This window comes from Streptomyces lunalinharesii, assembly GCF_039532155.1.
Lineage (GTDB): Bacteria > Actinomycetota > Actinomycetes > Streptomycetales > Streptomycetaceae > Streptomyces > Streptomyces lunalinharesii.
Map to the genome: position 1 here is coordinate 400,983 of NZ_BAAARK010000005.1, position 22,917 is coordinate 423,899.

Genomic DNA, 22,917 nt, shown 5'->3' on the forward strand with positions numbered 1-22,917 from the left:
GGCGGTGCGCCCCGGGGGCCGGTCAGCGGCGGGCCGCCGAGGCGACGGTGGTGCGGGCCTCGGTGTCCGTGAGGCCGGTGTGGCGGGCCGCGGCCACCAGGCGCTCGGCGAGTTCCGGTCCGAGCCCCGACTCGTAGGCGCGGCAGGCGGCCCAGAAGAGGCGGGCGTTGCGCTGGCCCCGGGGGGAGGCGCGGACGAAGCGCAGGAGGGCGGCGGCGGGCGGCTGGGGGCGGGTGCGCGCGGTCGCGTGCGGGTGGCCGGTCGGGGTGCCGAGCGGGGGGTGCAGGAGGGCCAGCAGGCCGGGCGGGGCCGGCGCCGGGTGGCCGGGGGCGTCCGGCGCGAGGACGTACCGGCCGTGCGTGGTGAGGGAGCCGGGGCCGACGAGGTAGCCGCCCGCGCCGCGGACGTCGATGCCCGGGGCGAGCCGGCCGACGGAGTTGGCCACCGGTCGCGCGGGCGGGCCGGTGAACCACAGGTGCCGGCCGCCCGAGGGGGTCAGGACGGTGACCGTCGCGGGGAGCCGGAAGCCGTGCGCCGCGGCGAGGAGGCGGAGGGCGGTGGGGCCGTCGGCGCCGTGCTTGGTGTCGAGGTCGAGGCCGACGAGGTGGTGCGGGGGCCGGCCGCAGGCGATGCCGTAGCCGGTGGCCCAGGGGGCGGCGGCGAACATCCGGCGGATGGCGAGCGGGTCGGTGGCGGCGTCGTGGACGCCGTGGCCGAGGCGGCCGCAGGCGCCGTGGCAGGGCGGCGCGGCGGGCTCGTCGCCGGCGCCGGCGCCGTGGTCGTGGTGCGGGGACGGGAGCGCGGGGAGTTTGCCGCGGGTCAGCGGGATGACGGGGTGGCCGCGCCCGGCGGCGCGCAGGGCGTGTGCGAGGGCGGCGTGGTGGGCGTCCGCGGGGGTGGCGGGTGGTGGCGTCCGTAGGGCTGGGGGCAGGGCCGGGCGGACGGTGGCGGGGGGCTGCGGGGGGAGCGCGGCCGCCGCCTGGTGTGCGGTGCGCGGTGCGGTATGGCGTCGGGGCGTGGCCATGACTTCATTTTCGTACGGATGTTCGATGAAGGGAAGGGGGGTGGGACGGGTGTGCGGCGAAGATCACGTGTGCGCCGGGTGGGTCGGGGCGGCGGGCGGAGGGCGTTCCCCTAGGGGCGACCGGCCTGTACTGGATCACCGTGGTGGGCGGCGGTTTCGTTCGGGCGCGAGTGGGGGCGTCGGGGTTTACCCGGGGTTCCTCATGCTTGCGGGGGAATCGGCCGGTGGTGGCGGGTTCGGCGGGGGGCGGGTGGGCAATCCTGAGGTCGCGACGTCGAGGCAGGTGCCGCGGTGGTTGGCCAACTACCCGGTGAGTTCATGGAGTTAGCGCTTTACGGACCGGTCGGGACCGGTCGTCCGCAGTGGGGGCCGGCAGGTCGGGACCCCGCCCGGGGGAGGGTCCCGCAGGCCGGGTCCCTTATCGGATCCCCAGTCAGAAGCTAGAAGTTTGCCTTCCGTAGGAGGAAGACATGGCAAGCACCCGTACCGCCCGTGTCATCGCTGTCGCCCTCGCGCTGCCCTTCGCCGCGGCGCTCTGCGCCGGCGTCGCACAGGCCGACAACGGCGGCTTCGCGAACAACGGGTCGAGCTCGGCGGCCACCAGCCAGACGGGAACCGGCGTCGGCGGTGACAACCACGGCAACTCCACGACCGGCCAGCAGGTGGCCAACGGTCCCGGCGCGTCGAACCAGAACAACACCGCCAGCGTCAACGGTCACGGCTTCACGGTGATCGACCAGGACAACGCCAACGTCGACTTCAACCAGATCTGGTGAGTCGGCCCGCCCCACCCGCGTGGGGCGGCTGATCGGTGGGTGATGCGAGGCGTCGCGCGGCGGGCCAGTGGGCCGCTCTGGGGTCCACCGCGCGGACCTTGACAGCGAACGGGTTTCTGACGGACAGTCAGAAACCCGTTTCGCTCGTTCGCACGCTCAGCACCCGAAGGAAGGCCCGCCGACGTGCACCTCGCCCCCACCCCGCGCCAGCAACGACTCCGCGCCGAACTGCGCGCCTACTTCCGCGACCTGCTGCCCGACGGCCCGGTCACGGACCCGGCGGAAGCGCGCACGGTGCTCCGCCGGATCGGCGCCGACGGCCTGTTGGGCCTGGGCTGGCCGACCGCGTACGGCGGTCAGGGGCGCGGCCCCGACGAGCAGTTCGTCTTCTTCGACGAGGCGCACCGCGCGGGCGCCCCGGTCTCGATGGTCACCCTGAACACCGTCGGCCCGACGCTGATGAAGTACGGGACACAAGCCCAGAAGGACTTCTTCCTGCCGCGCATCCTCACGGGCGAGCTGGTCTTCGCGATCGGCTACACGGAGCCGGCGGCCGGTACGGACCTGGCGTCGCTGCGGACCCGCGCGGTGCGGGCCGGGGTGGCGGGCGAGGGCGGGCCGCCGGGCGGTCCCGAGGGCCCCGACTGGCTGATCGACGGCAGCAAGAGCTTCACCAGCAACGCCCACCAGGCGGACTGGATCTGGCTCGCCTGCCGCACCGATCCGGACGCGCCCCCGCACCGCGGCATCTCGATCGTCCTCGTGCCGACCGACGCGCCCGGCTTCTCCTGGACCCCCATCGAGACCGTCGGCGGGCTGATGACCACCGTCACCTACTACGACGGGGTGCGCGTGCCGTACGGGAACCTCGTCGGCGCGGAGAACGCCGGCTGGGGGCTGATCACCAACCAACTCAACCACGAACGCGTCGCGTTGGCGGCCCTCGGCATGCAGGCCGAGGACGCCTACGACGCGGCACTGGCCCACGCCCGCACGCCGGATCCGGAGACCGGGGCGCGCCCCGCCGACCTGCCCTGGGTGCGGTCCCGGCTCGCCGAGGCGCACGCCCGGCTGGCCGCCACCCGGCTGCTCAACTGGCGGCTGGTCGGCGACGTGGGCGCCGGGACGCTGAGCCCCGGCGACGCCAGCGGGGTCAAGTTCGCCGGGACGGAGAGCACGGTCGAGGTCTACCGGATGTGCCAGGAGGTGGTCGGCGACACCGCGCTCGTGCGGGCCGGCTCGCCGGGCGCCCACGGGGACGGCGGGTTGGAGCGGATGAACCGCGCCGCGCAGATCAACACCTTCGGGGGCGGGGTCAGCGAGGTGCAGAGGGAGATCGTGGCCACGATGCGACTGGGCATGCGCAGGGGGCGGCGCCGGTGAGCGGGGAGCAGCGGATACCGGAGCGGGACGCGGCGTCGGCCAACGCCGCGTACGAGCGGGCGCTCAAGGCGTTCGAGGGGCGGCCGGCGACGACCGGCGGCACGGGCCGGGACCCGGTCAACGCGCCGATGATCCGGCACTGGTGCGAGGCGATGGGCGACGCCCACCCCGCCTACCGGGGGCCGGCCGCCACGGCCCCGCCGACCATGCTCCAGGCGTGGACCATGGGCGGGCTCGCCGGCCACCAGGGCCGCGCCGCCGGCGCCCACGACGCGCTGTTCGCGCTGCTCGACGGCGCGGGCTACACCGCGGTCGTCGCCACCGACTGCGAGCAGGAGTACCTGCGGCCGCTGCGCCCCGGCGACGCGATCAGCTACGACTCGGTGATCGAGTCGGTGTCCGCGCGCAAGACCACCAAGCTGGGCACCGGACACTTCGTCACCACGCGGACGGACGTCCGGGCGAACGGGGAACTGGCCGGCACGCACCGCTTCCGGATCCTGAAGTACGCGCCGGCGGCCCGCCGCGGCCCCACGGAGCGGGGCGGGCCCGGCCCGTCCCGGGCGAAGCGGCCCCGGCCGGTCGTCAACCGGGACAACGCCGGCTTCTGGGACGGCGTGGCCGCGCACCGGCTGCTGATCCAGCGCTGCGGCGGCTGCGGCCGGCTGCGGCTGCCCTGGCTGCCCGGCTGCAACGGCTGCGGCGCGGCCCAGTGGGACACCGTCGAGGCGAGCGGCGCGGGGACGGTCTTCTCGTACGTGGTGATGCACCACCCGCCGTTCCCGGCCTTCAGCGCGTCCGACGGGGCCGGCGGCGCGGCGGGGCCGTACGCGGTGGGGCTGATCGAGCTGGCGGAGGGGGTGCGGATGGTCAGCAACGTGGTCGGCGTGCCGTACGACCGGGTGCGGATCGGGATGCCGGTGCGGCTGGAGTTCCTGCGGGTGGACGAGGAGTTGGTGCTCCCCGTCTTCCGGGCCGGGGACGATCCCGCCGCGGGCGCGGGCGGGGAGGGCTGACGTGGACTTCACGCCCACCGAGGAGCAGCGCGCCGCGGGCGACCTGGCGGCGGAGATCTTCGGCGACCTGTCCACCCCCGAGCGGCTGGCCGCCCTGGGCGCGGCCACCGACGCCGACCTGTGGAAGGCGCTGTGCGCCGCCGGGCTACCGGGCGCGGTGGCCGAGACCGGGCTGCTGGGCCTGGTGCTGATGCTGGAGGAGCAGGGCCGCACGACCGCCCAGGTGCCGTTCGCGGCCAGTTGCGCGTACGGGCTGCTGGGCGTCGGCGCGCACGGCTCCGACGCGCAGCGGGCCCGGTTGCTGCCGGGGCTGCGGGACGGCACGGAGGTGGCGACCGGGGCGTTCGCGCGCAGCGGGGCGCGGCCGGTCACCGTCGAAGGGGCGGCCGACTCCGGCCGGGCCCAACTGGTCGGCACGGTGCCCGTCGTGCCCTGGTTGTGCGAGGCCACCGTGGTGCTGGTGCCGGACGCGCGGCGCCGGCTGTGGCTGGTGCGGACCGACGGGCCCGGGGTCGGCGTCGCGCCGGTGGCGACCACCGCGCCCTGGTCCGCGGGCCGGCTGACGCTGGAGGGCGCCGCCGCCGAACCGCTCGGCGGCCCGTACGCGCCCGGCGACGCCCGCGGCCGCCACCCGCACCGCGCGCACGACGACGTGCTCGCCGTCGCCCGGACCGCGTTCGCCGGCCTCCAGGCGGGCGTGTGCGCGGGCGCGCTGGCCCGGGCGGTGGCGCACACCACCACCCGGGAGCAGTTCGGCCGCCCGCTCGCCACCCACCAGGCGGTCCAACTACGCGCCGCCGAGGCGTACATGGACACCGAGGCGATCCGGGTCACCGCCTACGAGGCGGCCTGGCGCCGGGACGCCGGCCTGGAGAACGCGACGCACGCGCTGACCGCCGCCTGGTGGGCCTCCGAGGCCGGCAAGCGGGTGGTGCACAGCGGCCAGCACCTGCACGGCGGCATCGGCGCCGACCTCGACCACCCGGTGCACCGGCACTTCCTCTGGGGCCGGCAGCTCGACGCCTACCTGGGCGCCGGCGCCGAACTCCTCGAAGAGCTGGGCGCGTTGCTGACGAAGGAGCCGCAGGCATGACCACCGACGCCGCCCCGGACGCGGACGGGACCGCCGCGCCCCACCCGGGCCAGGAACTCGCGCCCCTCACCCTCCCCGTCACCCGCACCCTGATCGTCGCCGGGGCGCTGGCCTCGCGCGACTACCAGGACGTGCACCACGACGCGGAGGCGGCACGGGAGAAGGGCTCCCCGGACGTCTTCATGAACATCCTCACCACCAACGGCCTCGTCGGCCGCTACCTCACCGACCGCTTCGGCCCCCGGTGCGCCCTGCGCAAGCTCGCCATCCGGCTCGGCGCCCCCAACTACCCGGGAGACACGATGGTGTTGAGCGGCACGGTCACCGCCGTCGACGGGGACCTGGTCGAGGTGCGGGTCGTGGGGGCCAACGACCTCGGCCATCACGTCACCGGGACCGCCACCGTCCAGTTGGGGGCGGTCGCCCGATGACCCGCCACCGCCCCGACGCCCTCGGCGGCCGGGCCGCGATCGCCGGCATCGGCGCCACCGAGTTCTCCAAGGACTCCGGCCGCAGCGAACTCAAGCTCGCCGTCGAGGCCGTGCACGCCGCACTCGCCGACGCCGGACTCACTCCGGACGACGTGGACGGCCTGGTCACGTTCACCATGGACACCAACCCGGAGATCACCGTCGCCCAGGCGGCCGGCATCGGCGAACTGACCTTCTTCTCCCGGGTCCACTACGGCGGCGGCGCGGCCTGCGCCACCGTCCAGCAGGCGGCCCTGGCCGTCGCCACCGGGCTCGCCGACGTCGTGGTCTGCTACCGCGCCTTCAACGAGCGCTCCGGCCGCCGCTTCGGCGCCGGCGTGCAGCAGCGCGAACCGTCCGCCGAGGGCACCGCGCTCGGCTGGAACCTCCCCTTCGGCCTGCTCACCCCGGCCTCCTGGGTCGCCATGGCCGCCCAGCGCTACCTGCACGCCTACGGACTGACCCCGGACGCCTTCGGCCACGTCGCGGTCACCGACCGCCGGCACGCCGCCCGCAACCCGGCCGCCTACTTCCACGGCAAGCCGATCACCCTCGCCGACCACGCCGCGTCCCGCTGGATCGTCGAACCGCTGCGGCTGCTGGACTGCTGCCAGGAGACCGACGGCGCACAGGCGATCGTGGTCACCTCGGTCGAGCGGGCCCGCGACCTGCCGCACCCGCCCGCGCTGATCACCGCCGCCGCGCAGGGCGCCGGCCGCGCCCAGGAGCAGATGACCAGCTTCTACCGCGACGACCTCACCGGCCTGCCCGAGATGGACGTGGTCGCCCGCCAGCTGTGGCGCACCTCCGGCCTCGCCCCGGCCGACATCGACGTCGCCATCCTCTACGACCACTTCACGCCCTTCGTCCTGATGCAGCTGGAGGAGTTCGGCTTCTGCGGACGCGGCGAGGCCGCCGACTTCGTCGCCGCCGACGCGCTCCCCCTGAACACCCACGGCGGGCAGCTCGGCGAGGCGTACCTGCACGGCATGAACGGCATCGCCGAGGCCGTGCGCCAGCTACGCGGCAGCAGCGTCAACCAGGCCGGCACGCCCGCCCACGTCCTGGTCACGGCCGGAACCGGAGTGCCGACGTCGGGATTGGTGCTGGGGCGGACGGGGTAGCCCGACGGGCGTCGGGCGCCCGGCCCGCCCCTAGGGGAGCGCCGGGCGTGGTCCCCCCTGAGGAGGTCCGGCGGACCCCACCCCTACAACTTGAGGGGGACGCAGCTTCGGCACCTTGGGGCGACGCCCGCGCCCCACCCCCGCTTCTAGCGTGGAACACATGACCACGTCAGTGTGCACAAGCACCTCGACGCCCGCGACGTTCCCGTCGTTCGCGTCCTACGTACGGGCCCGGGGGCCGGTCCTGCTGCGTGCCGCGCGGTCCCTGTCCGCGAACCCGAACGACGCCGAGGACCTCCTGCAGACCGCGCTGACCAAGACGTACGTGGCGTGGGAACGGATCGAGGACCACCGCGCGCTCGACGGCTACGTGCGGCGCGCGCTGATCAACACCCGCACCTCCCAGTGGCGCAAGCGCAAGGTCGAGGAGTTCGCCTGCGACGAGCTGCCCGAACCGGACCCGGTGCCCGCGCCGGACCCGGCCGAACTCCAGGGCCTGCGCGACGCGATGTGGCGCGCGATCATGCGGCTGCCGCCGCGGCAGCGCGCGATGGTCGTCCTCAGGTACTACGAGGACCTCAGCGAGGCCCAGACCGCCGAGGTCATGGAGGTCTCGATCGGCACGGTCAAGAGCGCCGTCTCGCGCGCCCTGGCCAAGCTCAGGGAGGACCCGGAACTGGCGGGCCTGGGCCTGAGCCGGGTGGCCGCTTAGCGGCCGGAGTGCGACCGTCGGGCGTCAGTCCGTTCGCGTGTGGTGGTCCAGCAGGCGGGTGAGGAGTTCCACGAGCTGGTCGCGTTCGGCCGGGGCCAGGGGGGCGAGCAGTTCGTCGTGGAGGTCGTCCAGGAGCGTGTCGAGGCGGCGGAGGTGGCGGCGGCCTCGGGGGGAGAGCGTGACGAGGTTGCGGCGCTGGTCGGCGGGGTCCGGGGCCCGCTCGACGAGGTCGCGGGCGACCAGTTCGTTGAGCACGCCGACCATGTCGCTGCGGTAGATGCCGGTGCGCCGGCTGAGCGTGGCCTGGCTGCCGGGCCCGTACTCCAGCAGGGAGGCGAGCACGGCGTAGTGCCACTTGCGGGCGTCGACCCGGGCCAGCCCGTCGTTGATCAACCGGTCGGAGCGCACGGTCAGTTGGGACAGCAGACGGCTGGTGCGGCGGCGCAGCCGTTCGGGCGTGCGGGGCGCGCTGTCGTCGGGCAGGTCCGCGGCTTCGGCTCTGGTCACGGCGCTCATCCTAGCCATTGCGTTAGTGGGACTAACGCTATACGTTCGGTCCCGCGCCGACAGTGTTAGTGCGACTAACGGCAGTGGGTGCGTCCCAGGAAGGAACCTCCGCCATTCCCACCACGACGTTGCAGATTCCCACTCCGGACGGCCGGGCCGACGCCTTCGCCGCCTTCCCCGACGGCGGCGGCCGGCACCCGGGGGTGCTGATGTACGGGGACGCCTTCGGCATCCGGCCGGTGCTGCGGGAGATGGCCCGCGAACTGGCGGGGCACGGCTACGTCGTGCTCGTCCCCAACGTCTTCTACCGGCACGGCCCGGCGCCGGTGGTCGAGCTCCCCGCGCACATCGACGAGGCGGCCAGGACCGCGGCCGTCGCCCAGCTGATGCCCCTGATCCAGGCGCACACCGCCGCACGTACCCGGAGCGACGCCGACGCCTTCCTCGACGTCCTCGCCGCCCGGCCCGAGGTCGCTGCCGGCCCGGTCGCGGTGACCGGCTACTGCATAGGCGGCCTGCTGGCGCTGCGCACCGCCGCGGCCCGCCCCGACCGGGTGGCGGCGGTCGCCGGGTTCCACGGTCCCGTGCCGGCCGACGAACCCGACGGCCGCCACGGCCTGTTCTCCCGGCTCACCGCCGAGGTCCACCTCGGCCACGCCGCGACCGACATGACGCCCGAGGCCCTCGACGCGCTCAACCGGGACCTGGCCGCCGCGGGGGTTCGCCACACCTCCGAGATCTACCCCGACACCGTCCACGGCTTCACCATGGCCGACACCGACGCCTTCAGCGCCGGCGGGCTGGAGCGGCACTGGGACCGACTGCTCCCCCTCCTGGCGCGCACCCTGGGCGAGGGCTGAGGCGCCGGCCGGGGGACGCGTCGGGACCGTCCCCCGGCCCTACGCCTCCCGGCCGGCCATCAGCCGTTCCACGGCCTGCTCCAGGGCCACGATGCGGTCGGCGAGGCCGGCGGCTTCGAGGTCCCGGGCGTCGCGCAGGAGCAGTTCGATCTGGACGAGGCGGCTGGCGATGTCCGACAGGCGGGCCTCGTCGCCGGCCGCGGGCGCCGCGGCGGGCTCCGGTGCACTGGGCGCGGGCCGGTGCGGTGCGGGCTCGCGGCCGTCGGGCCGGCGCGGCTCGACGGTCGGCAGGGCCTCGCCGGGACCGGTCAGCAGGCGTTTCAACTGGTCGGCCTGGGAGGCGAGTTGGTGGTTCTTGCGGTACAGGTCGAGGAAGACGTTGACCTTGGTGCGCAGCAGCCACGGGTCGAAGGGCTTGATGAGGAAGTCGGCGGCGCCGACCGTGTAGCCGCGGTAGGCGTAGTTCGGGTCGACCGAGGCGCCGGTCAGCAGGATGATCGGGACGTCCTTCGTCTGGTCCAGGCCCTTGATGTTGGCCGCCGTCTCGAAGCCGTTCATGCCCGGCATCAGCACGTCGATGAGGACGACCGCGAACTCCTCGCGGAGCATGGCCTTCAGGGCCTCCTCGCCGGAGCGGGCGCGGACGACCTTCGGGGTCAGGGAGCTGAGGACCGCTTCGAGGGCGACCAGGTTCTCCTCCATGTCGTCGACGATGAGGATGGGCGCGGTGTCGGGTGGGGGTGTCATGGCTGCGGCCCTGCCGTTCCCTCGTCGGAGGTGTCGTCCGTGCTGTCGTCCGTGTTGCCGTCCGGGATGGCGTCCGGGCCGTCGTCGAGGGTGACGTCCGGGCACCCGGCGGCCTTCCTGGTCTCCGGGTCCAGCAGTTGGCAGACGACCCCGAGCAGGCGGTCCACGTCGACCGGTTTGGGGATGTAGTCGTCGGCGCCGCTCTCGATGGTCTTCTCGCGGTCGCCGGGCATGGCCTTGGCGGTGAGCGCGACGATCGGGAGGTCGGCGAAGCGGGGGGTGTTGCGGATGGCCCGGATCATTTCGTAGCCGTCCATCTCCGGCATCATGATGTCCATCAGGACGAGGGAGACGTCCGGGGTCCGGTCGAGGACCTCCAGGCCCTCGCGGCCGTTCTCGGCGTACTTGACGTTGATGCCGACCCGGCCCAGGACGTGGGTGAGCGCGAAGACGTTGCGGATGTCGTCGTCGACGATGAGGATCCGGCGCTTGGCGAGGATCCGCCCGGGGCGTCCGCTGAGCCAGTCCTTCAGGCGGGTCGCCTCGGGCCAGGTCACGTCGCCGCTGTCGCCGGGGCGCAGGCCCGCGTGCGCGGCGGTGCCCTCCTGGCCGGGATAGACGTCGCCCGGGGACGCGGCGGTGGCGACGGGTGCGGCGGTGAGCTGTTCGGCCGGGACCGGTTGGGCGGCCGGGCCCGCCGGGGCCGGGGGCGCGCTGCCCGGGGCGGGCGTCTCGCCGGTGATGGTGGGCCCGCCGCCGTCCGGGGGAACGAGGGCGGTGGGCCCGCCGCCGGTGCCCCGCGCTGCGCCGGAGGCCGGGGTCGTGGACGGCCCGGTGTAGTGGGCGGGGACGTAGAGGGTGAAGGTGGAGCCGACGTCCACCTGGCTCTCGGCCTTGATCCGGCCGCCGAGCAGGGCGGCCATGTCGCGGCTGATGGACAGGCCGAGGCCGGTGCCGCCGTACTTGCGGTTGGTGGTGCCGTCGGACTGCTGGAACGCCTCGAAGATCCCGTCGAGCTTCTCCGGCGGGATGCCGATGCCGGTGTCCGTGACGGACAGGGCGATGACGGCGTCGGCGGTGCGCAGGGACGCCTCGTCGAACTGGCTGCACGCCGGGCCGGGGACGCGTTCCACGAGGAGTTCCACGCCGCCGGTGGAGGTGAACTTCACCGCGTTGGACAGCAGGTTGCGCAGGATCTGCTGGAGGCGCTGCTCGTCGGAGAAGAGTTCCGCGGGGACGTCGTCGCCGACCCGGACATCGAAGCTCAGCCCGCGGTCGACGGTGAGCGGGCGGAACGTGGCCCTTACGTAGTCGAGGAGCTTCTTCAGCGGCAGGGCCTTGGGGTGGACGTCCATCCGGCCGGCCTCGATCTTCGACAGGTCGAGGATGTCGTTGATGAGTTGCAGCAGGTCGGAGCCGGCGCGGTGGATGGTGGCGGCGAACTCCACCTCCTGTGCGCTGAGGTGGCTCTCGGGGTTGTCGGCCAGGAGGCGGGAGAGGACCAGCAGGGAGTTCAGCGGGGTGCGCAGCTCGTGCGACATGTTCGCCAGGAACTCGGACTTGTACTGGGAGGAGGTGGCGAGCAGCGCGGCCTTCTCCTCCAGTTCGGCGTTGGTGAGCTGGAGCTCGTCGGAGCGCTGGCGGAGTTCGGCGGTCAGCCGCTGGGATTCCGAAAGCAGGGACTCCGTACGGGAGTTGGCGATGATGGTGTTGATGGAGACGCCGATGGTGTTGACGAACTGGTCGATGAAGGCGAGGTGGACGTCGCTGAAGCGGCTGAAGGAGGCCAGTTCGATCACGCCGAGGACGTGGTCCTCGAAGAGGATCGGCAGGATGACGACGCTGGCGGGGGCGGCGGCGCCGAGCCCGGAGCTGATGGTGAGGTAGTCGGTGGGGACGGCCTCGACGAGGATGCGCTTCTTCTCCGTCGCGGCCTGGGTGATCAGGCCCCAGCCGGGACTGCCCATCCGCAGCCGGGGCAGGGCGCTGCGGCCCTCGGTGCGGCCGGTGCCGTAGCCGGCGATCAGCTCCAGGCCCTCGCCCGGTGCGGCCCCCGCCTCGGCCAGGAAGAACGCCCCGAACTGGGCGTTCACCAGCGGGGTCAGCTCGCGCAGGATCAGGTCGGCGACCTCGACCAGGTCGCGGTGGCCCTGCATCAGGCCGGCGATGCGGGTCAGGTTGGACTCCAGCCAGTCCTTGGCGCGGGTGGTCTCGCGGAGGTTGGCGACCATGAGGTTGATGTTGTTCTTCAGGGCGGCGACCTCGCCCTGCGCGTCGACGGTGATCGAGCCGGACATGTCGCCCTGGGTGACCGCGCTGGTCACCGCGGCGATCGCGCGCACCTGCGTGGTGAGGTTGAGCGCCAGTTCGTTGACGCTGGTGGTGAGCTGCTTCCAGGTGCCGTAGACGCCCTCGACCCGGGCCTGGCCGCCGAGTTGGCCCTCGCTGCCGACCTCGCGGGCCACCCGGGTGACCTCGGAGGCGAACGAGGAGAGGGTGTCGACCATGGTGTTGATGGTCGTCTTGAGTTCGAGGATCTCGCCGCGGGCATCGACGTCGATCTTCTTGGAGAGGTTGCCGCGGGCCACCGACGTCGCGACCTCGGCGATGTTGCGGACCTGGGAGGTGAGGTTGTCCGCCATGGAGTTGACGTTGTCGGTGAGGTTCTTCCAGACGCCGGAGACGCCGTGCACCTGCGCGCGGCCGCCGAGCCGGCCCTCGGTGCCGACCTCGCGGGCGACCCGGGTGACCTCGTCGGCGAACGCCCGCAACTGCTTCACCATGGTGTTCACGGTGTCCTTCAGCTCCAGGATCTCGCCGCGGGCGTCCACGTCGATCTTCTTGGTCAGGTCGCCGTTGGCGACGGCGGTGGTGACCTGGGCGATGTTGCGGACCTGCGAAGTGAGGTTCAGGGCCATGGAGTTGACGTTGTCGGTCAGCTCCTTCCAGACCCCGGAGACGCCGCGGACCTGGGCCTGACCGCCGAGGTTGCCCTCGGTGCCGACCTCGCGGGCGACGCGGGTGACCTCGTCGGCGAAGGCGGAGAGCTGGTCGACCATGGTGTTGATGGTCGACTTGAGTTCGAGGATCTCGCCCTTCGCCTCGACGGTGATCTTCCTGCCGAGGTCGCCCTCGGCGACGGCGGTGGCGACCAGCGCGATGTTGCGGACCTGCGTGGTGAGGTTGTCCGCCATGAAGTTGACGCTCTCGGTGAGGTCCTTCCAGACGCCGGAGACGCCGCGGACCTGGGCGCGCCCGCCGAGCTGGCCCTCGGTGCCGACTTCCCGGGCGACGCGGGTGACCTCGTCGGCGAAGGCGGAGAGCTGGTCGACCATGGTGTTGATGGTCGACTTCAGTTCGAGGATCTCGCCGCGGGCGTCCACGGTGATCTTCTGGCTGAGGTCGCCGTTGGCGACGGCGGTGGTGACCTGGGCGATGTTGCGGACCTGCCAGGTCAGGTTGGACGCCATGAGGTTGACGTTGTCGGTGAGGTCCTTCCAGACGCCGGAGACGCCGCGGACCTGGGCGCGCCCGCCGAGCTGGCCCTCGGTGCCGACCTCGCGGGCGACCCGGGTGACCTCGTCGGCGAACGCCCGCAACTGGTCGACCATGGTGTTGACGGTCAGCTTCAGCTCCAGCAGCTCGCCGGTGGCCTCGACCGTGACCTGCTGGGTCAGGTCGCCGCCGGCCACCGCCGTGGTCACCACCGCGATGTCGCGGACCTGGGCGGTCAGCCGGGACGCCATGGTGTTGACCGCCTCGGTCACGTGCAGCCAGTCGCCGGCCAGCCCCTGCACCTTGGCCCGGCCGCCGAGCCGGCCCTCGGTGCCGACCTCGCGGGCGACCCGGGTGACCTCGCCGGTGAACAGCGAGAGCTGGTCGACCACGCGGTTGACGCAGCTGCCCAGGCGGCGCAGGTCGCCGCGGAGCTGGCGGCTGCCGTCGTGCAGGTCGACGTGGCGGGTCAGGTCGCCGTCGGCGATCGAGTCCAGTACCCGGGTGGCCTTGGCGACGGGGGTGACCAGCGCTTCCAGGACCGCGTTGGCGGCCTCCACGTTGGTCGACCAGCCGCCCTGGCCGGGGCTGGCGCTGAGCCGTTCGTCCAGCCGGCCCTGGCGGATGACCTCGTGGCGCAGCCGCGCCAGCTCGGTGGCCAGGTGGGCGTTGCGGGCGACGATCTGGGCGAAGACGTCCGTCATGTCGGCGAGCACGCCGTCGGCCGGCGGATCGCCCTGGGCGTGCGCGGCCCGGGCGGTGAAGTCACCGTCCCGTAGGGCGTTCATGGCGGCCAGGAGGGGGCGCAGCTCGCTGGTGCGCACCCACTGGCCGTCGGGCCGGGGGTCCGGGGGAGACGCCGCGGACTCGGGCCGGGTCGGGTCGGGCGCCATGGCACACCATCCCCCCAGTGATCGAGACCGAACTTGGACCGAACGGGTACCGGGCCGGCCGGTTGGTGCAGCGCCGGCTGACCCGTACCGGGCGGGGCGGTCCGGAGCCGGTCCGGGCCCGTCCCGGCGGGGTTCCGGAGGAGGCCCGGAACTGATCGAATTGGGCAGATATGTCATAGTATAAAGCGCCCGTAATGAGTCGCTTTTCCAGGTTTCGTCAGGGGGCGCAGTGACGTCGCTGTCCCCGCGGACGACGGCCCCGCAGGAGACCGAAACGGTGTCCCGCACCGGACTGCCGGCGAACCAGCTGGCCGCCGCCGGGGCCCGCAGGTTCGTGCGCACCCTGCTGACCGAACGGGCCGCCGCCCCGGACGTCGCCCCCGGCGCCGCGGCGATCACCCCGGACTTCGTCGACCAGGCCGTCCTCCTGGTCAGCGAGCTGGTCACCAACGCCGTGATGTACGCCGGCACCGACATCGACGTCGTCTGCCGGCTGGAGTACGGGCGCGAACCGGCGGCGGGCGACGCGCACCGCCCGGCCGCGGCCCGCGCCACCGACCGCCCCGGGCCGCCCGGCCCGGCCACCGTCGCCGTCGTCCTGGAGGTCTCCGACCGCCACCCCTCACGGGTGGTGCGCGGCGGGGTGGACGCCCGCAGCGGGGAGCCCGGCTTCGGCCTCCAGCTGGTCAGCGCGCTCGCCGAGTCCTGGGGGGTGACCTACCGCAAGTCCACCAAGACGGTCTGGTTCCGCCTGGAGGCCACCGAGGGCGTGCCGGGCGCCGCGCCGGCGGGTCCGGCCCGGCGCCCGCACGGCGCCGCGACCCCGGTCCGGGTGCCGCCCGGGCACGGGGGCCGCCCGTCGCCCGGCGACGCCGCCGAGTGGGTGGACCGCGGCGGGCCCTCGTTCCTCGCCGAGACCAGCGAACTCCTGGCCGGCCAGCTCGACCAGGACATGGTCACCGCGCTCGCCGCGCAGCTGCTGGTCCCGCGCCTCGCCGACTGGTGCGCGATCTGGCTGAGCGTCGAGGGCGGCCGGATGGCGCTCTCCCGGGTCTGGCACGTCGACGAACGGCGGATCGGGCCGCTCCGCACCGACCTGGAGCGCGATCCGCCCACCGACGTCGCGGGTGCCGGCGGCACCCCGTGGCCCTGGCCGGAATGCGCCGGTGCGTCCCCGTCGGGCGGGTCGGCGCTGGCCTTCCCCCTGGTGGCCCGCGGCGAACTCCAGGGCGTCCTGCTGCTGGGCCGGGCCGGCCGGCTGACCATGAGTGACACCGTCGTCCGGATCGTGGAGGACGTCGCCCGCCGGGTCGCCCAGGCCGTCCACACCGCCCGCCAGTACACCCGGCAGACCACCATCAGCCTGGCCCTCCAACGCCGCCAGCTGCCCGCCTCGCTGGCCAGCATCCCCGGCGTGGACACCGCGATCGTCTACGAACCGCACGGCGAGGGGCAGACCGTCGGCGGCGACTTCTACGACGTCTTCCCCATGGGCGACCGCCGCTGGTGCTTCCTCCTGGGGGACGTCCAGGGCAAGGACCCCGAGGCGATGTCGGTGACCGGGCTGGCCCGCCACCTGGTGCGCCTGCTGGCCCGCGAGGGCCACGGCGTCGAATCGGTCCTCGGGCGCCTGAACCTGGCCATGGCCGAGGAGAGCGCGGAGGCGGTGGAACAGGGTGGAGAACAGGCCAGTTCCCGCTTCCTGAGCCTGCTCTACGGGGAACTGGCCGTCGTCCCCGGCGTCCCCGGCGCCCGCTGCACGGTCGCCAGCGCCGGCCACCCGCCGCCGCTGCACCTGTTCACCGACGGCGGAGTGGAGCCGGCCTCCGACCCGCAGATGCTGCTCGGCATCGACGAGGGCACCGACTTCCACGCCAGCACCTTCACCCTCGCGCCCGGCGAGACGCTGCTCTGCGTCACCGACGGGGTCACCGAACGCCGTTGCGGCAACTGGCAGTTGGACGACAACGACGGCCTGGTCGAGGTGTTGCGGGACGGCCTCGGCCTGGGCGCCAAGGCCCTGGCGGAGCACATCCGCCGGGCCGCCCACGACTTCGGCACCGGCCCGGTGGAGGACGACCTCTCGGTGCTCGTCCTCCAGGCGGTCACACCGGCGCGCGGCCCGATGGCGTGACGTCCCCGAGCCGTGCCGACCTGCGTCGGAGGCTTCCACCTGCGAAGACGGGGGCTGTGGTTGCTGAGTCAGGCAATGAAGTGATCGAACTCGCCGGCCTTGACGCCCAGGGTGAATGCGCGAAGTTTCGCCACGGACGTGGTGACGATCAGGTCCGGATCGTCGCTCTCACGCAATTTGACTTCGCCGTCGACGAGGGCCAGCTCGATGCAGCTCTGGTTGTTGTCCGGCCCGGAGAAGGAAGACTTCTGCCAGCTGATCGCCTCGGTCATTTCGGTGAACTCACCTTTTCCGTCCTGCGTGTTGGATGGTCTGCGCTGCGTGCCTCGATCATGCCGGCGAGTGTTGACGCCCGTCCAACACCCGGCGGAGAACCTCACCGCGGTCGATCGGCCGCGGCAAGGGGCCGGAGTTCGGCGATGGTGTTCGCGCAGATGCCCTGGCAGCTGCCAGGCAGCCATCAAACCCAACGGGGGCAACCTTGCCCGACCCCGGCGCGGCGACTTGAGCGCGGTGTCCGACGCCAACGTCCCGCCGTGGGTTCGTCTCGGTGGGCAACTCATGGTGACCGTAGCGTTACGGCGGCAGAGGTGGCAAGTGTGCCCCGGGGCATACATGTCACCCGGCAGAAGCAACTATGCCCCCCGTCCAGTTGGACGAGGGGCATAGTTGTGCCGGTGGGTGGCTACCTGGCGAGGTGGTCGAACTCCCCTGCCTTCACACCGGCGATGAACGCCTTGAGCTTCGCCGGCGTGGTCCGGACGACCACGTCGGGGTCGTCGCTTTCACGCATGAGGATTTCGCCGTCGATCGCGGCTGTTTCGATGCACTGCTCGCCACCGCCGCCGGAGAAACTCGACTTTTGCCACATGATTTCGCTCATTCCCTGACTCACAGTTCTCTTGCGATGTGGTGGATAAAACTCTGCGACTCTTCGGGCGAGAGTGCCGTTTGCTCGGCGAATCCGAACAATGTTCGGTAGCGGTCGAGGTCTGCCGCCGCGTCGAGGAACCGGCCGCCGAACGGGGTGTCGATGTGGACGGTGTCGAGCTGCGGCGCGACACCGCTCGCGTACATCACCGTCTGCGTTACCTCGACAAAGTCCTCGCTGGTGAAGGGGATGACGCGCAGGGTCAGGCCGGGGCGCTCGGATGCCGACAAGAGGTGTTCGAGTTGTGCTCGTGCCACCTTCCGTCCGCCGACGCGCATGCGCAGCGCGGCTTCGTGAACGATCGCTTCGAACTGCGGGGCGCTGTCGCGTTCGAGGATCGCCCGTCGTTCCATCCGGTGCTCGACGCGGGCCGCTATTTCGTCTTCGGGGAGCTGCGGAATGACCCCGGCGAACAAGGCGTGCGCGTACTCCTCGGTCTGGAGAATCCCTGGAAACGTCACCGGTTGGAGACAGCGCAACCGTGTCGCATGGTGTTCCACTTCCGCGATGTCGAGGAACCCGGGCGCGAGGATTCCTCGGTATCTGTCCCACCAGTTCTGGCCCCGGCGCTCACGCGCTATCGCACACAGAGCGTCGACGAACGCATCGTCGTCGCAGGCGTAGAAGGTCGCCAGCCGTCGGATGCGGGCTTCGCTGACGCCGACCCGACCCGCTTCGATGTGCGAAATCTTGGCTTGGTCGGTCGAGACCATCCCGGCCGCCTCGCGCGCAGTCTTCCCTGCGCGCTCACGCAGCTTGCGCAACTCCGCGCCCAGTCTCGCTTGTCGGGCCGTTGGATTGTCCCTCGGCGGCATGTCACCTTCCCCTGTTCGCGCTCAGTCTCCCGCGTAACGGTGCCACGGGTCCACCCGGTCCAGCGAATCTCAGGGAACAACCTTGCCCCGTGGCATGTATGCCCCCTACGGTTCTCGCGACGGCGCCCCGCAAGCCAGGAAGAGCCGAAGTGCAGCCACCCGCAAGCCCGTTGGGCTTCCGGGGACGGCCGGGCCACGGACGGTGGCGGAGGCGCTCACGTTCTCGTGAGGAGACACGACCATGAGCACGGTTGACGAAGAGCCCGTTCCCCCACCCCACCGCCCCGCCCGGGAGGCGTACCGCTTCAGCGTGCCGAGCAGCTCCGCGGCCCCCAAGATCGCGCGGGAAGTGGTCGCGCGGCTGCTGGTTCTCACCGGACACGCCCGCGCGTCCGAGACGGCGCAGCTGCTCGTCTCGGAGCTGGTCACCAACACCCACCTGCACACCCGCACCCGCACGATCCACCTCGACGTCGCACTCGGTCCGTGCCGGGTCGACGTCGGCGTGTGGGACGCCAGTCCCGAACTGCGGCCCGCGTTCCGCCCGGGCCGCGACGGCGCCGAGTCGGGGCGGGGGCTGCTGCTCGTCGACGCGTTGGCGTCGGGGTGCGGCCCACCGGCCGCCACGGCTGGAAGCGCGTGTGGTTCGCGCTGGACGAAGGCCGCGCGGGGGCCGGTGCGACGGGCCGGGCCCACGCTTCCGGGCGACCTGCCCAGGCAGGCGGATGAGCGCGCCGAAAAACTCCGCCGGATTCCCGTCACATCCGCGGGCGCCGATCCGTCGGGGCTGTGAAGACGCCGACCAGGCCCCACCGAAGGAGCACACCGCCATGACGAAGACCACCCTCTCCCGGATGCCCAACCCGGCCGAGTTCGTGCCCGAGATGGGCGACGTCAGCGCCGCCCTCTTCCGGGCCACCGGCAACCAGTCGGTGCCGCGCACCACGATCAACCTCGTCCACCTGCGCGCCGGCCAGATCGTCAACAACACCTACCTGACCATCCTGAACACCAGCTTCCTGCGGAAGGCGGGGGAGTCCGAGGAGCGGATCACCGCCGTCTCCTCCTGGCCGGACGCGCCGTACTTCACCGACGCCGAACGCGCCGCCCTCGCACTGGTGGAAGCCACCCTCCAGCCCGCCCCGCACGGCGGGGAACGGGTCAGCGACGCGCTGTACGCCGAGGTGGCGAAGCACTACGACGAGAAGGCGCTGGCCACCCTGACCATCGCGATCGGCCAGATCAACTTCTTCGTCGCGGTGGCCGTCATCGGCAAGCCGCAGCCGGTCGGCTCCCTCGCGCAGGCGCAGTGGGACTGACGCCCGCGGCAGGTCGACGCCTTCGGCGGCCGATTCCGGCCCGAGGGAAAAGAACACGCCAGCAAGGCGTGACATACCACCCGGTACGCATCGACAATCGCAGCACCACTACCCGCCCGTAACAAAGCGGAGGCACCCGGTGCTCAGCACGATGCAGGACGTACCGCTCACCGTCTCGCGAATCCTCACCCATGGGTCGACGGTCCACGGAAAGGCCCAGGTCATCACCTGGACCGGCGAGGCAGAGCCGCACCGCCGCACCTTCGCCGAGATCGGCCGTCGGGCCGCGCAGCTCGCACACGCGCTCCGCGACACCCTCGACGTGGGTGCCGCGGAGCGCGTGGGAACCCTCATGTGGAACAACAGCGAGCACATGGAGGCGTACCTGGGCATCCCCTCCATGGGGGCGGTGCTGCACACGCTCAACCTGCGGCTGCCCGCCGACCAGCTGGCCTGGATCGTCAACCACGCCGAGGACCGCGTCATCCTCGTCAACGGCACCCTGATCCCGCTGCTGGCGCCCTTGCTGCCGCAGCTGCCCACGGTGGCGCACGTGGTCGTCGTCGGCCCCGGCGACCGCGTCCCGCTGGCCGGCGGCCACGCCCGGGTCCACGACTACGAGGAGCTGCTCGCCGGCCGGCCGGAGCACTACGACTGGCCGCAGGTCGAGGAGCGGGCGGCCGCCGCGCTCTGCTACACCTCCGGCACGACCGGCGAGCCCAAGGGCGTGGTCTACAGCCACCGTTCGCTCTACCTGCACTCGCTCCAGGTCAACACCGCCGAGGCGTTCGCCCTCGCCTCGCGGGACATCGCGCTGCCGGTGGTGCCGATGTTCCACGTCAACGCCTGGGGCCTGCCGCACGCCGCGTTCATGGCCGGCGCCTCGCTGCTGATGCCGGATCGTTTCCTCCAGCCCGCTCCGCTCGCCGAGATGATCGAGACGATCCGGCCCACCATCGGCGCCGCGGTCCCCACCATCTGGCAGGGCCTGCTGGCCGAACTCGACGCCCACAAGCGCGACGTGGCCTGTCTGCACACCGTCGTCATCGGCGGGTCGGCCTGCCCGCCGGCCCTGATGCGGGGCTTCGAGGAGCGGCACGGGATCCGCGTGGTGCACGCCTGGGGGATGACCGAGACCTCGCCGCTGGGCTGCGTCTCGCACCCGCCGGCCGGGGTGAGCGAGGAGGAGGAGTGGGCCTACCGCGCCACCCAGGGCCGCTTCCCGGCCTCCGTCGAGGCCCGGCTGATCGGCCCGGCCGGCGAGGAACTGCCCTGGGACGGCACCGCGGCGGGCGAACTCGAAGTGCGCGGCCCCTGGATCGCCGGCGCCTACTACGGCGGCGCGCAGGGCGGAGCGCTCCGCCCGGAGGACAAGTTCAGCCCCGACGGCTGGCTGCGCACCGGTGACGTCGGCACCATCACCCCGGACGGCTACCTGACCCTGACCGACCGGGCCAAGGACGTCATCAAGTCGGGCGGCGAGTGGATCTCCTCGGTCGAGCTGGAGAACCACCTGATGGCGCACCCGGGCGTCGCCGAGGCCGCGGTGGTGGCCGTCCCCGACGACAAGTGGGGCGAACGGCCGCTGGCGACCGTGGTGTTGACCGACGGCGCCGCCCTGACCTACGAGGAGCTGCGGGCCTTCCTCGGCGAGCGGATCGCCCGCTGGCAGCTCCCGGAGCGCTGGGCGGTGATCCCGTCCGTCCCGAAGACGAGCGTCGGCAAGTTCGACAAGAAGGTGCTCCGCCGCCAGTACGCGGACGGCGAACTGAACGTCACCCTGCTGGGCTGACCGCCCCCGGGGCCCGCCGGTCGCTCCCGGCGGGCCCGGTGCCCGTACGGCGGTCCGGCACGGCGGTCCGCCAGAAGCGCCCTAGTTCGTACCGATCTTCGCCAGCAGGTCCACGATGCGGGACTGCACCTCGTCGCTGGTGGACCGCTCCGCCAGGAAGAGCACCGTCTCCCCGGAGGCGAGACCGGGCAGTTGGGCCGGGTCCAGGTCGGCGGAGGTGTAGACGACCAACGGGGTGTGGTCCAACAGCCCGTTGGCGCGCAGCCAGTCGACGATGCCGGCCCGGCGGCGGCGCACCTGCATCAGGTCCATCACCACGAGGTTGGGCCGCAGCTGCGTCGCCAGCGCGACCGCGTCGGTGTCCGCGTCGGCCCGGGCGACCTGCATGCCGCGCCGCTCCAACGAGGCGGTCAGCGCGCCCGCGACGGCGTCGTTCTGCTCGATGAGCAGCACCCGCGCCGGCTGGTCCTCGGCGTCCCGCGGGGCGAGCGCCTTGAGCAGCACGGCCGGATCGGCACCGTACGCGGCCTCCCGGGTCGCCTGCCCCAACCCGGCGGTGACCAAGACGGGCACCTGGGCGGCCCCCGCCGCCTGGCGCAGCGACTGCAACGCGGTGCGGGTGATCGGCCCGGTCAGCGGGTCCACGAAGAGCGCCGCCGGGTACGCGGCGATCTGCGCGTCCACCTCCTCGCGGGAGTTGACGATCACCGGGCGGTAGCCGCGGTCGCTGAGCGCCTGCTGGGTGGCGACGTCGGGCGCCGGCCACACCAGCAACCGGCGCGGGTTGTCCAGCGGCTCGGGCGGCAACTCGTCGTCCATCGGCGGCTGCTGACGCTCCGTCACCTCGATGGCGCCGTTCGGCCCGTCCAGCGGCTCGGGACCCTCGCTGCCCTCGTCGGGCGCGGAGATGGCGAACGCCCGCCCCTCACTGGCGTCCATCAGGTGCGGCTGCGGACCCGGCTGCTTGGGCCGGGCGACCGGCTGCGGCTGGGCCCCCGCCGCCTGCTGCGGGGCACCGGGCGTGGCGGCCTCGGCGGCTGGGCCGCGCTCGTCCTCCGGCGGCGGCGCGGCGAGCTTGCGCCGACGACCGGAACCGGTGGGCGTGCCGCCCGGCGGCGTGCTCGAACCGCCTGCCGGAGTCGCGCCGGGCTGCGGCGCCGGACGCTGCGGGTCGGCCAACTGCTGGGCGAACGGCACACCCTGGCCGAGCGTGCGCACGCTGAAGGCCCGCCCGGCGGTGTGCCCGGACTCGTCCTCGGCCGGCGGCAGCGGCTGCCGGGCCTGCGGCGGCACGGCGGCACCCGACGGCGCCGGCCCGCCCGCGACGCCCGGCACCGGGGCGGCCGCGGCCTCCTCGGCGGGACTGGGGCGACCCCGGCGGCGGCCGGTGGGCGTGGTCGGGGCGGGGGCGGGGTCGCCGGCGATGCCGGGTGCGGTGCCGGTGCCCGTACCGGTCGCCTCGGCCGGTACGTCCGGACCCGCGGGCTGCGCCACCAGGCCCTCGGGGCCCGCCACGAACGTGCCGGACGCCTCGGAGTCGGCCATCGCCGCGGCCGCGCGCTCCTCGGCGGCGGCCCGCCGCGCCCGGCGCCGGCCGGTCGGCTCGGTGTCCCAAGTCCCCGCCTTCGCGGGGGAGTCGTCGGCCGGGGTCGGCTGTCCGGCCGGTGCGCCGGCGGGCGCCTCCGGGCCCGCGGCGACCGGGCGGCGCGCCCGGCGCCGGCCCGTACCGCCGGCCTCCTGCGGTCCGCCCTCCACCTGGCCCGCGGCCTCGGCGGGCCTGGGCGCGCCGGCGGCGACCGCGGCCCGCGCCGGCTGCGCGGTCGGCG

Annotated in this window: 20 protein-coding genes; 12 read left to right on the forward strand and 8 right to left on the reverse strand. The window is 73.3% G+C overall.

The window, feature by feature from the left end; all coding sequences use genetic code 11:
* Window positions 1–22: 22 nt before the first annotated feature.
* Window positions 23–1,024: a bifunctional DNA primase/polymerase gene (locus ABD385_RS11315; RefSeq protein ID WP_344574994.1), complete on the reverse strand. Its 1,002-nt coding sequence runs from the start codon at window positions 1,022–1,024 to the stop codon at window positions 23–25.
* 470 nt (window positions 1,025–1,494) lie between these two features.
* On the opposite strand from ABD385_RS11315, the gene ABD385_RS11320 reads away from it, so the two are divergent.
* From ABD385_RS11320 to ABD385_RS11350, 7 genes are all read left to right on the forward strand, one after another.
* On the forward strand, window positions 1,495–1,800 hold the full coding sequence (locus tag ABD385_RS11320) for a hypothetical protein (protein WP_344574995.1): 306 nt from the start codon (window positions 1,495–1,497) through the stop codon (window positions 1,798–1,800).
* Between the two features lie 183 nt (window positions 1,801–1,983).
* Window positions 1,984–3,183 (forward strand): acyl-CoA dehydrogenase family protein, encoded by a 1,200-nt coding sequence (locus ABD385_RS11325; protein WP_344574996.1) that lies wholly within the window; start codon window positions 1,984–1,986, stop codon window positions 3,181–3,183.
* The gene (locus tag ABD385_RS11330; protein ID WP_344574997.1) at window positions 3,180–4,199 is read left to right on the forward strand and encodes a bifunctional MaoC family dehydratase N-terminal/OB-fold nucleic acid binding domain-containing protein; all 1,020 of its coding nucleotides are present in this window, start codon (window positions 3,180–3,182) and stop codon (window positions 4,197–4,199) included. The genes ABD385_RS11325 and ABD385_RS11330 overlap by 4 nt, the downstream gene beginning before the upstream one ends.
* A 1-nt stretch (window position 4,200) precedes the next feature.
* Window positions 4,201–5,292, forward strand: a complete 1,092-nt coding sequence (locus tag ABD385_RS11335; protein WP_344574998.1) for an acyl-CoA dehydrogenase family protein — start codon at window positions 4,201–4,203, stop codon at window positions 5,290–5,292.
* On the forward strand, window positions 5,289–5,723 hold the full coding sequence (locus tag ABD385_RS11340) for a MaoC family dehydratase (protein ID WP_344574999.1): 435 nt from the start codon (window positions 5,289–5,291) through the stop codon (window positions 5,721–5,723). Before ABD385_RS11335 ends, ABD385_RS11340 begins: the two co-directional genes overlap by 4 nt.
* The gene (locus ABD385_RS11345) at window positions 5,720–6,886 is read left to right on the forward strand and encodes a lipid-transfer protein (protein ID WP_344575001.1); all 1,167 of its coding nucleotides are present in this window, start codon (window positions 5,720–5,722) and stop codon (window positions 6,884–6,886) included. Before ABD385_RS11340 ends, ABD385_RS11345 begins: the two co-directional genes overlap by 4 nt.
* Window positions 6,887–7,046: 160 nt before the next feature.
* Window positions 7,047–7,598, forward strand: coding sequence for a SigE family RNA polymerase sigma factor (locus ABD385_RS11350; RefSeq protein ID WP_344575002.1), 552 nt, complete (start codon window positions 7,047–7,049; stop codon window positions 7,596–7,598).
* 24 nt (window positions 7,599–7,622) lie between these two features.
* Here the strand turns inward: ABD385_RS11350 and ABD385_RS11355 are convergent, their stop codons facing one another.
* On the reverse strand, window positions 7,623–8,114 hold the full coding sequence (locus tag ABD385_RS11355) for a MarR family winged helix-turn-helix transcriptional regulator (RefSeq protein WP_344575003.1): 492 nt from the start codon (window positions 8,112–8,114) through the stop codon (window positions 7,623–7,625).
* Between the two features lie 104 nt (window positions 8,115–8,218).
* Between ABD385_RS11355 and ABD385_RS11360 the strand changes: the two genes are divergently transcribed.
* A complete protein-coding gene (locus ABD385_RS11360) occupies window positions 8,219–8,965 on the forward strand; it encodes a dienelactone hydrolase family protein (RefSeq protein ID WP_344575033.1) in 747 nt (248 codons plus the stop codon).
* 39 nt (window positions 8,966–9,004) lie between these two features.
* On the opposite strand, the gene ABD385_RS11365 is transcribed toward ABD385_RS11360, so the two are convergent.
* Window positions 9,005–9,712 (reverse strand): response regulator, encoded by a 708-nt coding sequence (locus tag ABD385_RS11365; RefSeq protein ID WP_344575004.1) that lies wholly within the window; start codon window positions 9,710–9,712, stop codon window positions 9,005–9,007.
* Window positions 9,709–14,100 carry a HAMP domain-containing protein gene (locus ABD385_RS11370; protein ID WP_344575005.1) on the reverse strand — a complete coding sequence of 1,464 codons (4,392 nt, stop codon included), beginning with the start codon at window positions 14,098–14,100 and terminating at the stop codon, window positions 9,709–9,711. Before ABD385_RS11370 ends, ABD385_RS11365 begins: the two co-directional genes overlap by 4 nt.
* Before the next feature lie 229 nt (window positions 14,101–14,329).
* Between ABD385_RS11370 and ABD385_RS11375 the strand changes: the two genes are divergently transcribed.
* Entirely contained in the window at window positions 14,330–16,234 is a 1,905-nt protein-coding gene (locus ABD385_RS11375; protein ID WP_344575006.1) for a SpoIIE family protein phosphatase, read from the forward strand.
* Window positions 16,235–16,302: 68 nt separating this feature from the next.
* Here the strand turns inward: ABD385_RS11375 and ABD385_RS11380 are convergent, their stop codons facing one another.
* From ABD385_RS11380 to ABD385_RS11390, 3 genes are all read right to left on the reverse strand, one after another.
* On the reverse strand, window positions 16,303–16,506 hold the full coding sequence (locus tag ABD385_RS11380; protein ID WP_344575008.1) for a DUF397 domain-containing protein: 204 nt from the start codon (window positions 16,504–16,506) through the stop codon (window positions 16,303–16,305).
* 413 nt (window positions 16,507–16,919) lie between these two features.
* The gene (locus tag ABD385_RS11385; RefSeq protein ID WP_344575010.1) at window positions 16,920–17,117 is read right to left on the reverse strand and encodes a DUF397 domain-containing protein; all 198 of its coding nucleotides are present in this window, start codon (window positions 17,115–17,117) and stop codon (window positions 16,920–16,922) included.
* Window positions 17,118–17,125: 8 nt separating this feature from the next.
* Window positions 17,126–17,980 (reverse strand): helix-turn-helix domain-containing protein, encoded by an 855-nt coding sequence (locus tag ABD385_RS11390; RefSeq protein ID WP_344575011.1) that lies wholly within the window; start codon window positions 17,978–17,980, stop codon window positions 17,126–17,128.
* A 241-nt stretch (window positions 17,981–18,221) separates the two neighbouring features.
* On the opposite strand from ABD385_RS11390, the gene ABD385_RS11395 reads away from it, so the two are divergent.
* The 3 genes from ABD385_RS11395 (at window position 18,222) to ABD385_RS11405 (ending at window position 21,091) form a co-directional block, all read left to right on the forward strand.
* Window positions 18,222–18,773, forward strand: coding sequence for an ATP-binding protein (locus tag ABD385_RS11395; protein WP_344575013.1), 552 nt, complete (start codon window positions 18,222–18,224; stop codon window positions 18,771–18,773).
* A 37-nt stretch (window positions 18,774–18,810) separates the two neighbouring features.
* A complete protein-coding gene (locus ABD385_RS11400; protein WP_344575014.1) occupies window positions 18,811–19,299 on the forward strand; it encodes a carboxymuconolactone decarboxylase family protein in 489 nt (162 codons plus the stop codon).
* Window positions 19,300–19,438: 139 nt separating this feature from the next.
* A complete protein-coding gene (locus tag ABD385_RS11405) occupies window positions 19,439–21,091 on the forward strand; it encodes a long-chain fatty acid--CoA ligase (RefSeq protein WP_344575015.1) in 1,653 nt (550 codons plus the stop codon).
* 81 nt (window positions 21,092–21,172) lie between these two features.
* On the opposite strand, the gene ABD385_RS11410 is transcribed toward ABD385_RS11405, so the two are convergent.
* Window positions 21,173–22,917 (reverse strand): PleD family two-component system response regulator (locus tag ABD385_RS11410; protein ID WP_486388770.1); only part of this gene is annotated, 1,745 nt, incomplete at its 5' end.

Excerpts from the sequence above, each read along its gene's own strand:
- ABD385_RS11315 (WP_344574994.1), bottom strand. The coding sequence starts at position 1,024 with ATGGCCACGCCCCGACGCCATACCGCACCGCGCACCGCACACCAGGCG.
- ABD385_RS11320 (WP_344574995.1), top strand. The coding sequence starts at position 1,495 with ATGGCAAGCACCCGTACCGCCCGTGTCATCGCTGTCGCCCTCGCGCTG.
- ABD385_RS11340 (WP_344574999.1), top strand. The coding sequence starts at position 5,289 with ATGACCACCGACGCCGCCCCGGACGCGGACGGGACCGCCGCGCCCCAC.
- ABD385_RS11345 (WP_344575001.1), top strand. The coding sequence starts at position 5,720 with ATGACCCGCCACCGCCCCGACGCCCTCGGCGGCCGGGCCGCGATCGCC.
- ABD385_RS11350 (WP_344575002.1), top strand. The coding sequence starts at position 7,047 with ATGACCACGTCAGTGTGCACAAGCACCTCGACGCCCGCGACGTTCCCG.
- ABD385_RS11355 (WP_344575003.1), bottom strand. The coding sequence starts at position 8,114 with ATGAGCGCCGTGACCAGAGCCGAAGCCGCGGACCTGCCCGACGACAGC.
- ABD385_RS11365 (WP_344575004.1), bottom strand. The coding sequence starts at position 9,712 with ATGACACCCCCACCCGACACCGCGCCCATCCTCATCGTCGACGACATG.
- ABD385_RS11370 (WP_344575005.1), bottom strand. The coding sequence starts at position 14,100 with ATGGCGCCCGACCCGACCCGGCCCGAGTCCGCGGCGTCTCCCCCGGAC.
- ABD385_RS11380 (WP_344575008.1), bottom strand. The coding sequence starts at position 16,506 with ATGACCGAGGCGATCAGCTGGCAGAAGTCTTCCTTCTCCGGGCCGGAC.
- ABD385_RS11385 (WP_344575010.1), bottom strand. The coding sequence starts at position 17,117 with ATGAGCGAAATCATGTGGCAAAAGTCGAGTTTCTCCGGCGGCGGTGGC.
- ABD385_RS11390 (WP_344575011.1), bottom strand. The coding sequence starts at position 17,980 with ATGCCGCCGAGGGACAATCCAACGGCCCGACAAGCGAGACTGGGCGCG.
- ABD385_RS11395 (WP_344575013.1), top strand. The coding sequence starts at position 18,222 with ATGAGCACGGTTGACGAAGAGCCCGTTCCCCCACCCCACCGCCCCGCC.
- ABD385_RS11400 (WP_344575014.1), top strand. The coding sequence starts at position 18,811 with ATGACGAAGACCACCCTCTCCCGGATGCCCAACCCGGCCGAGTTCGTG.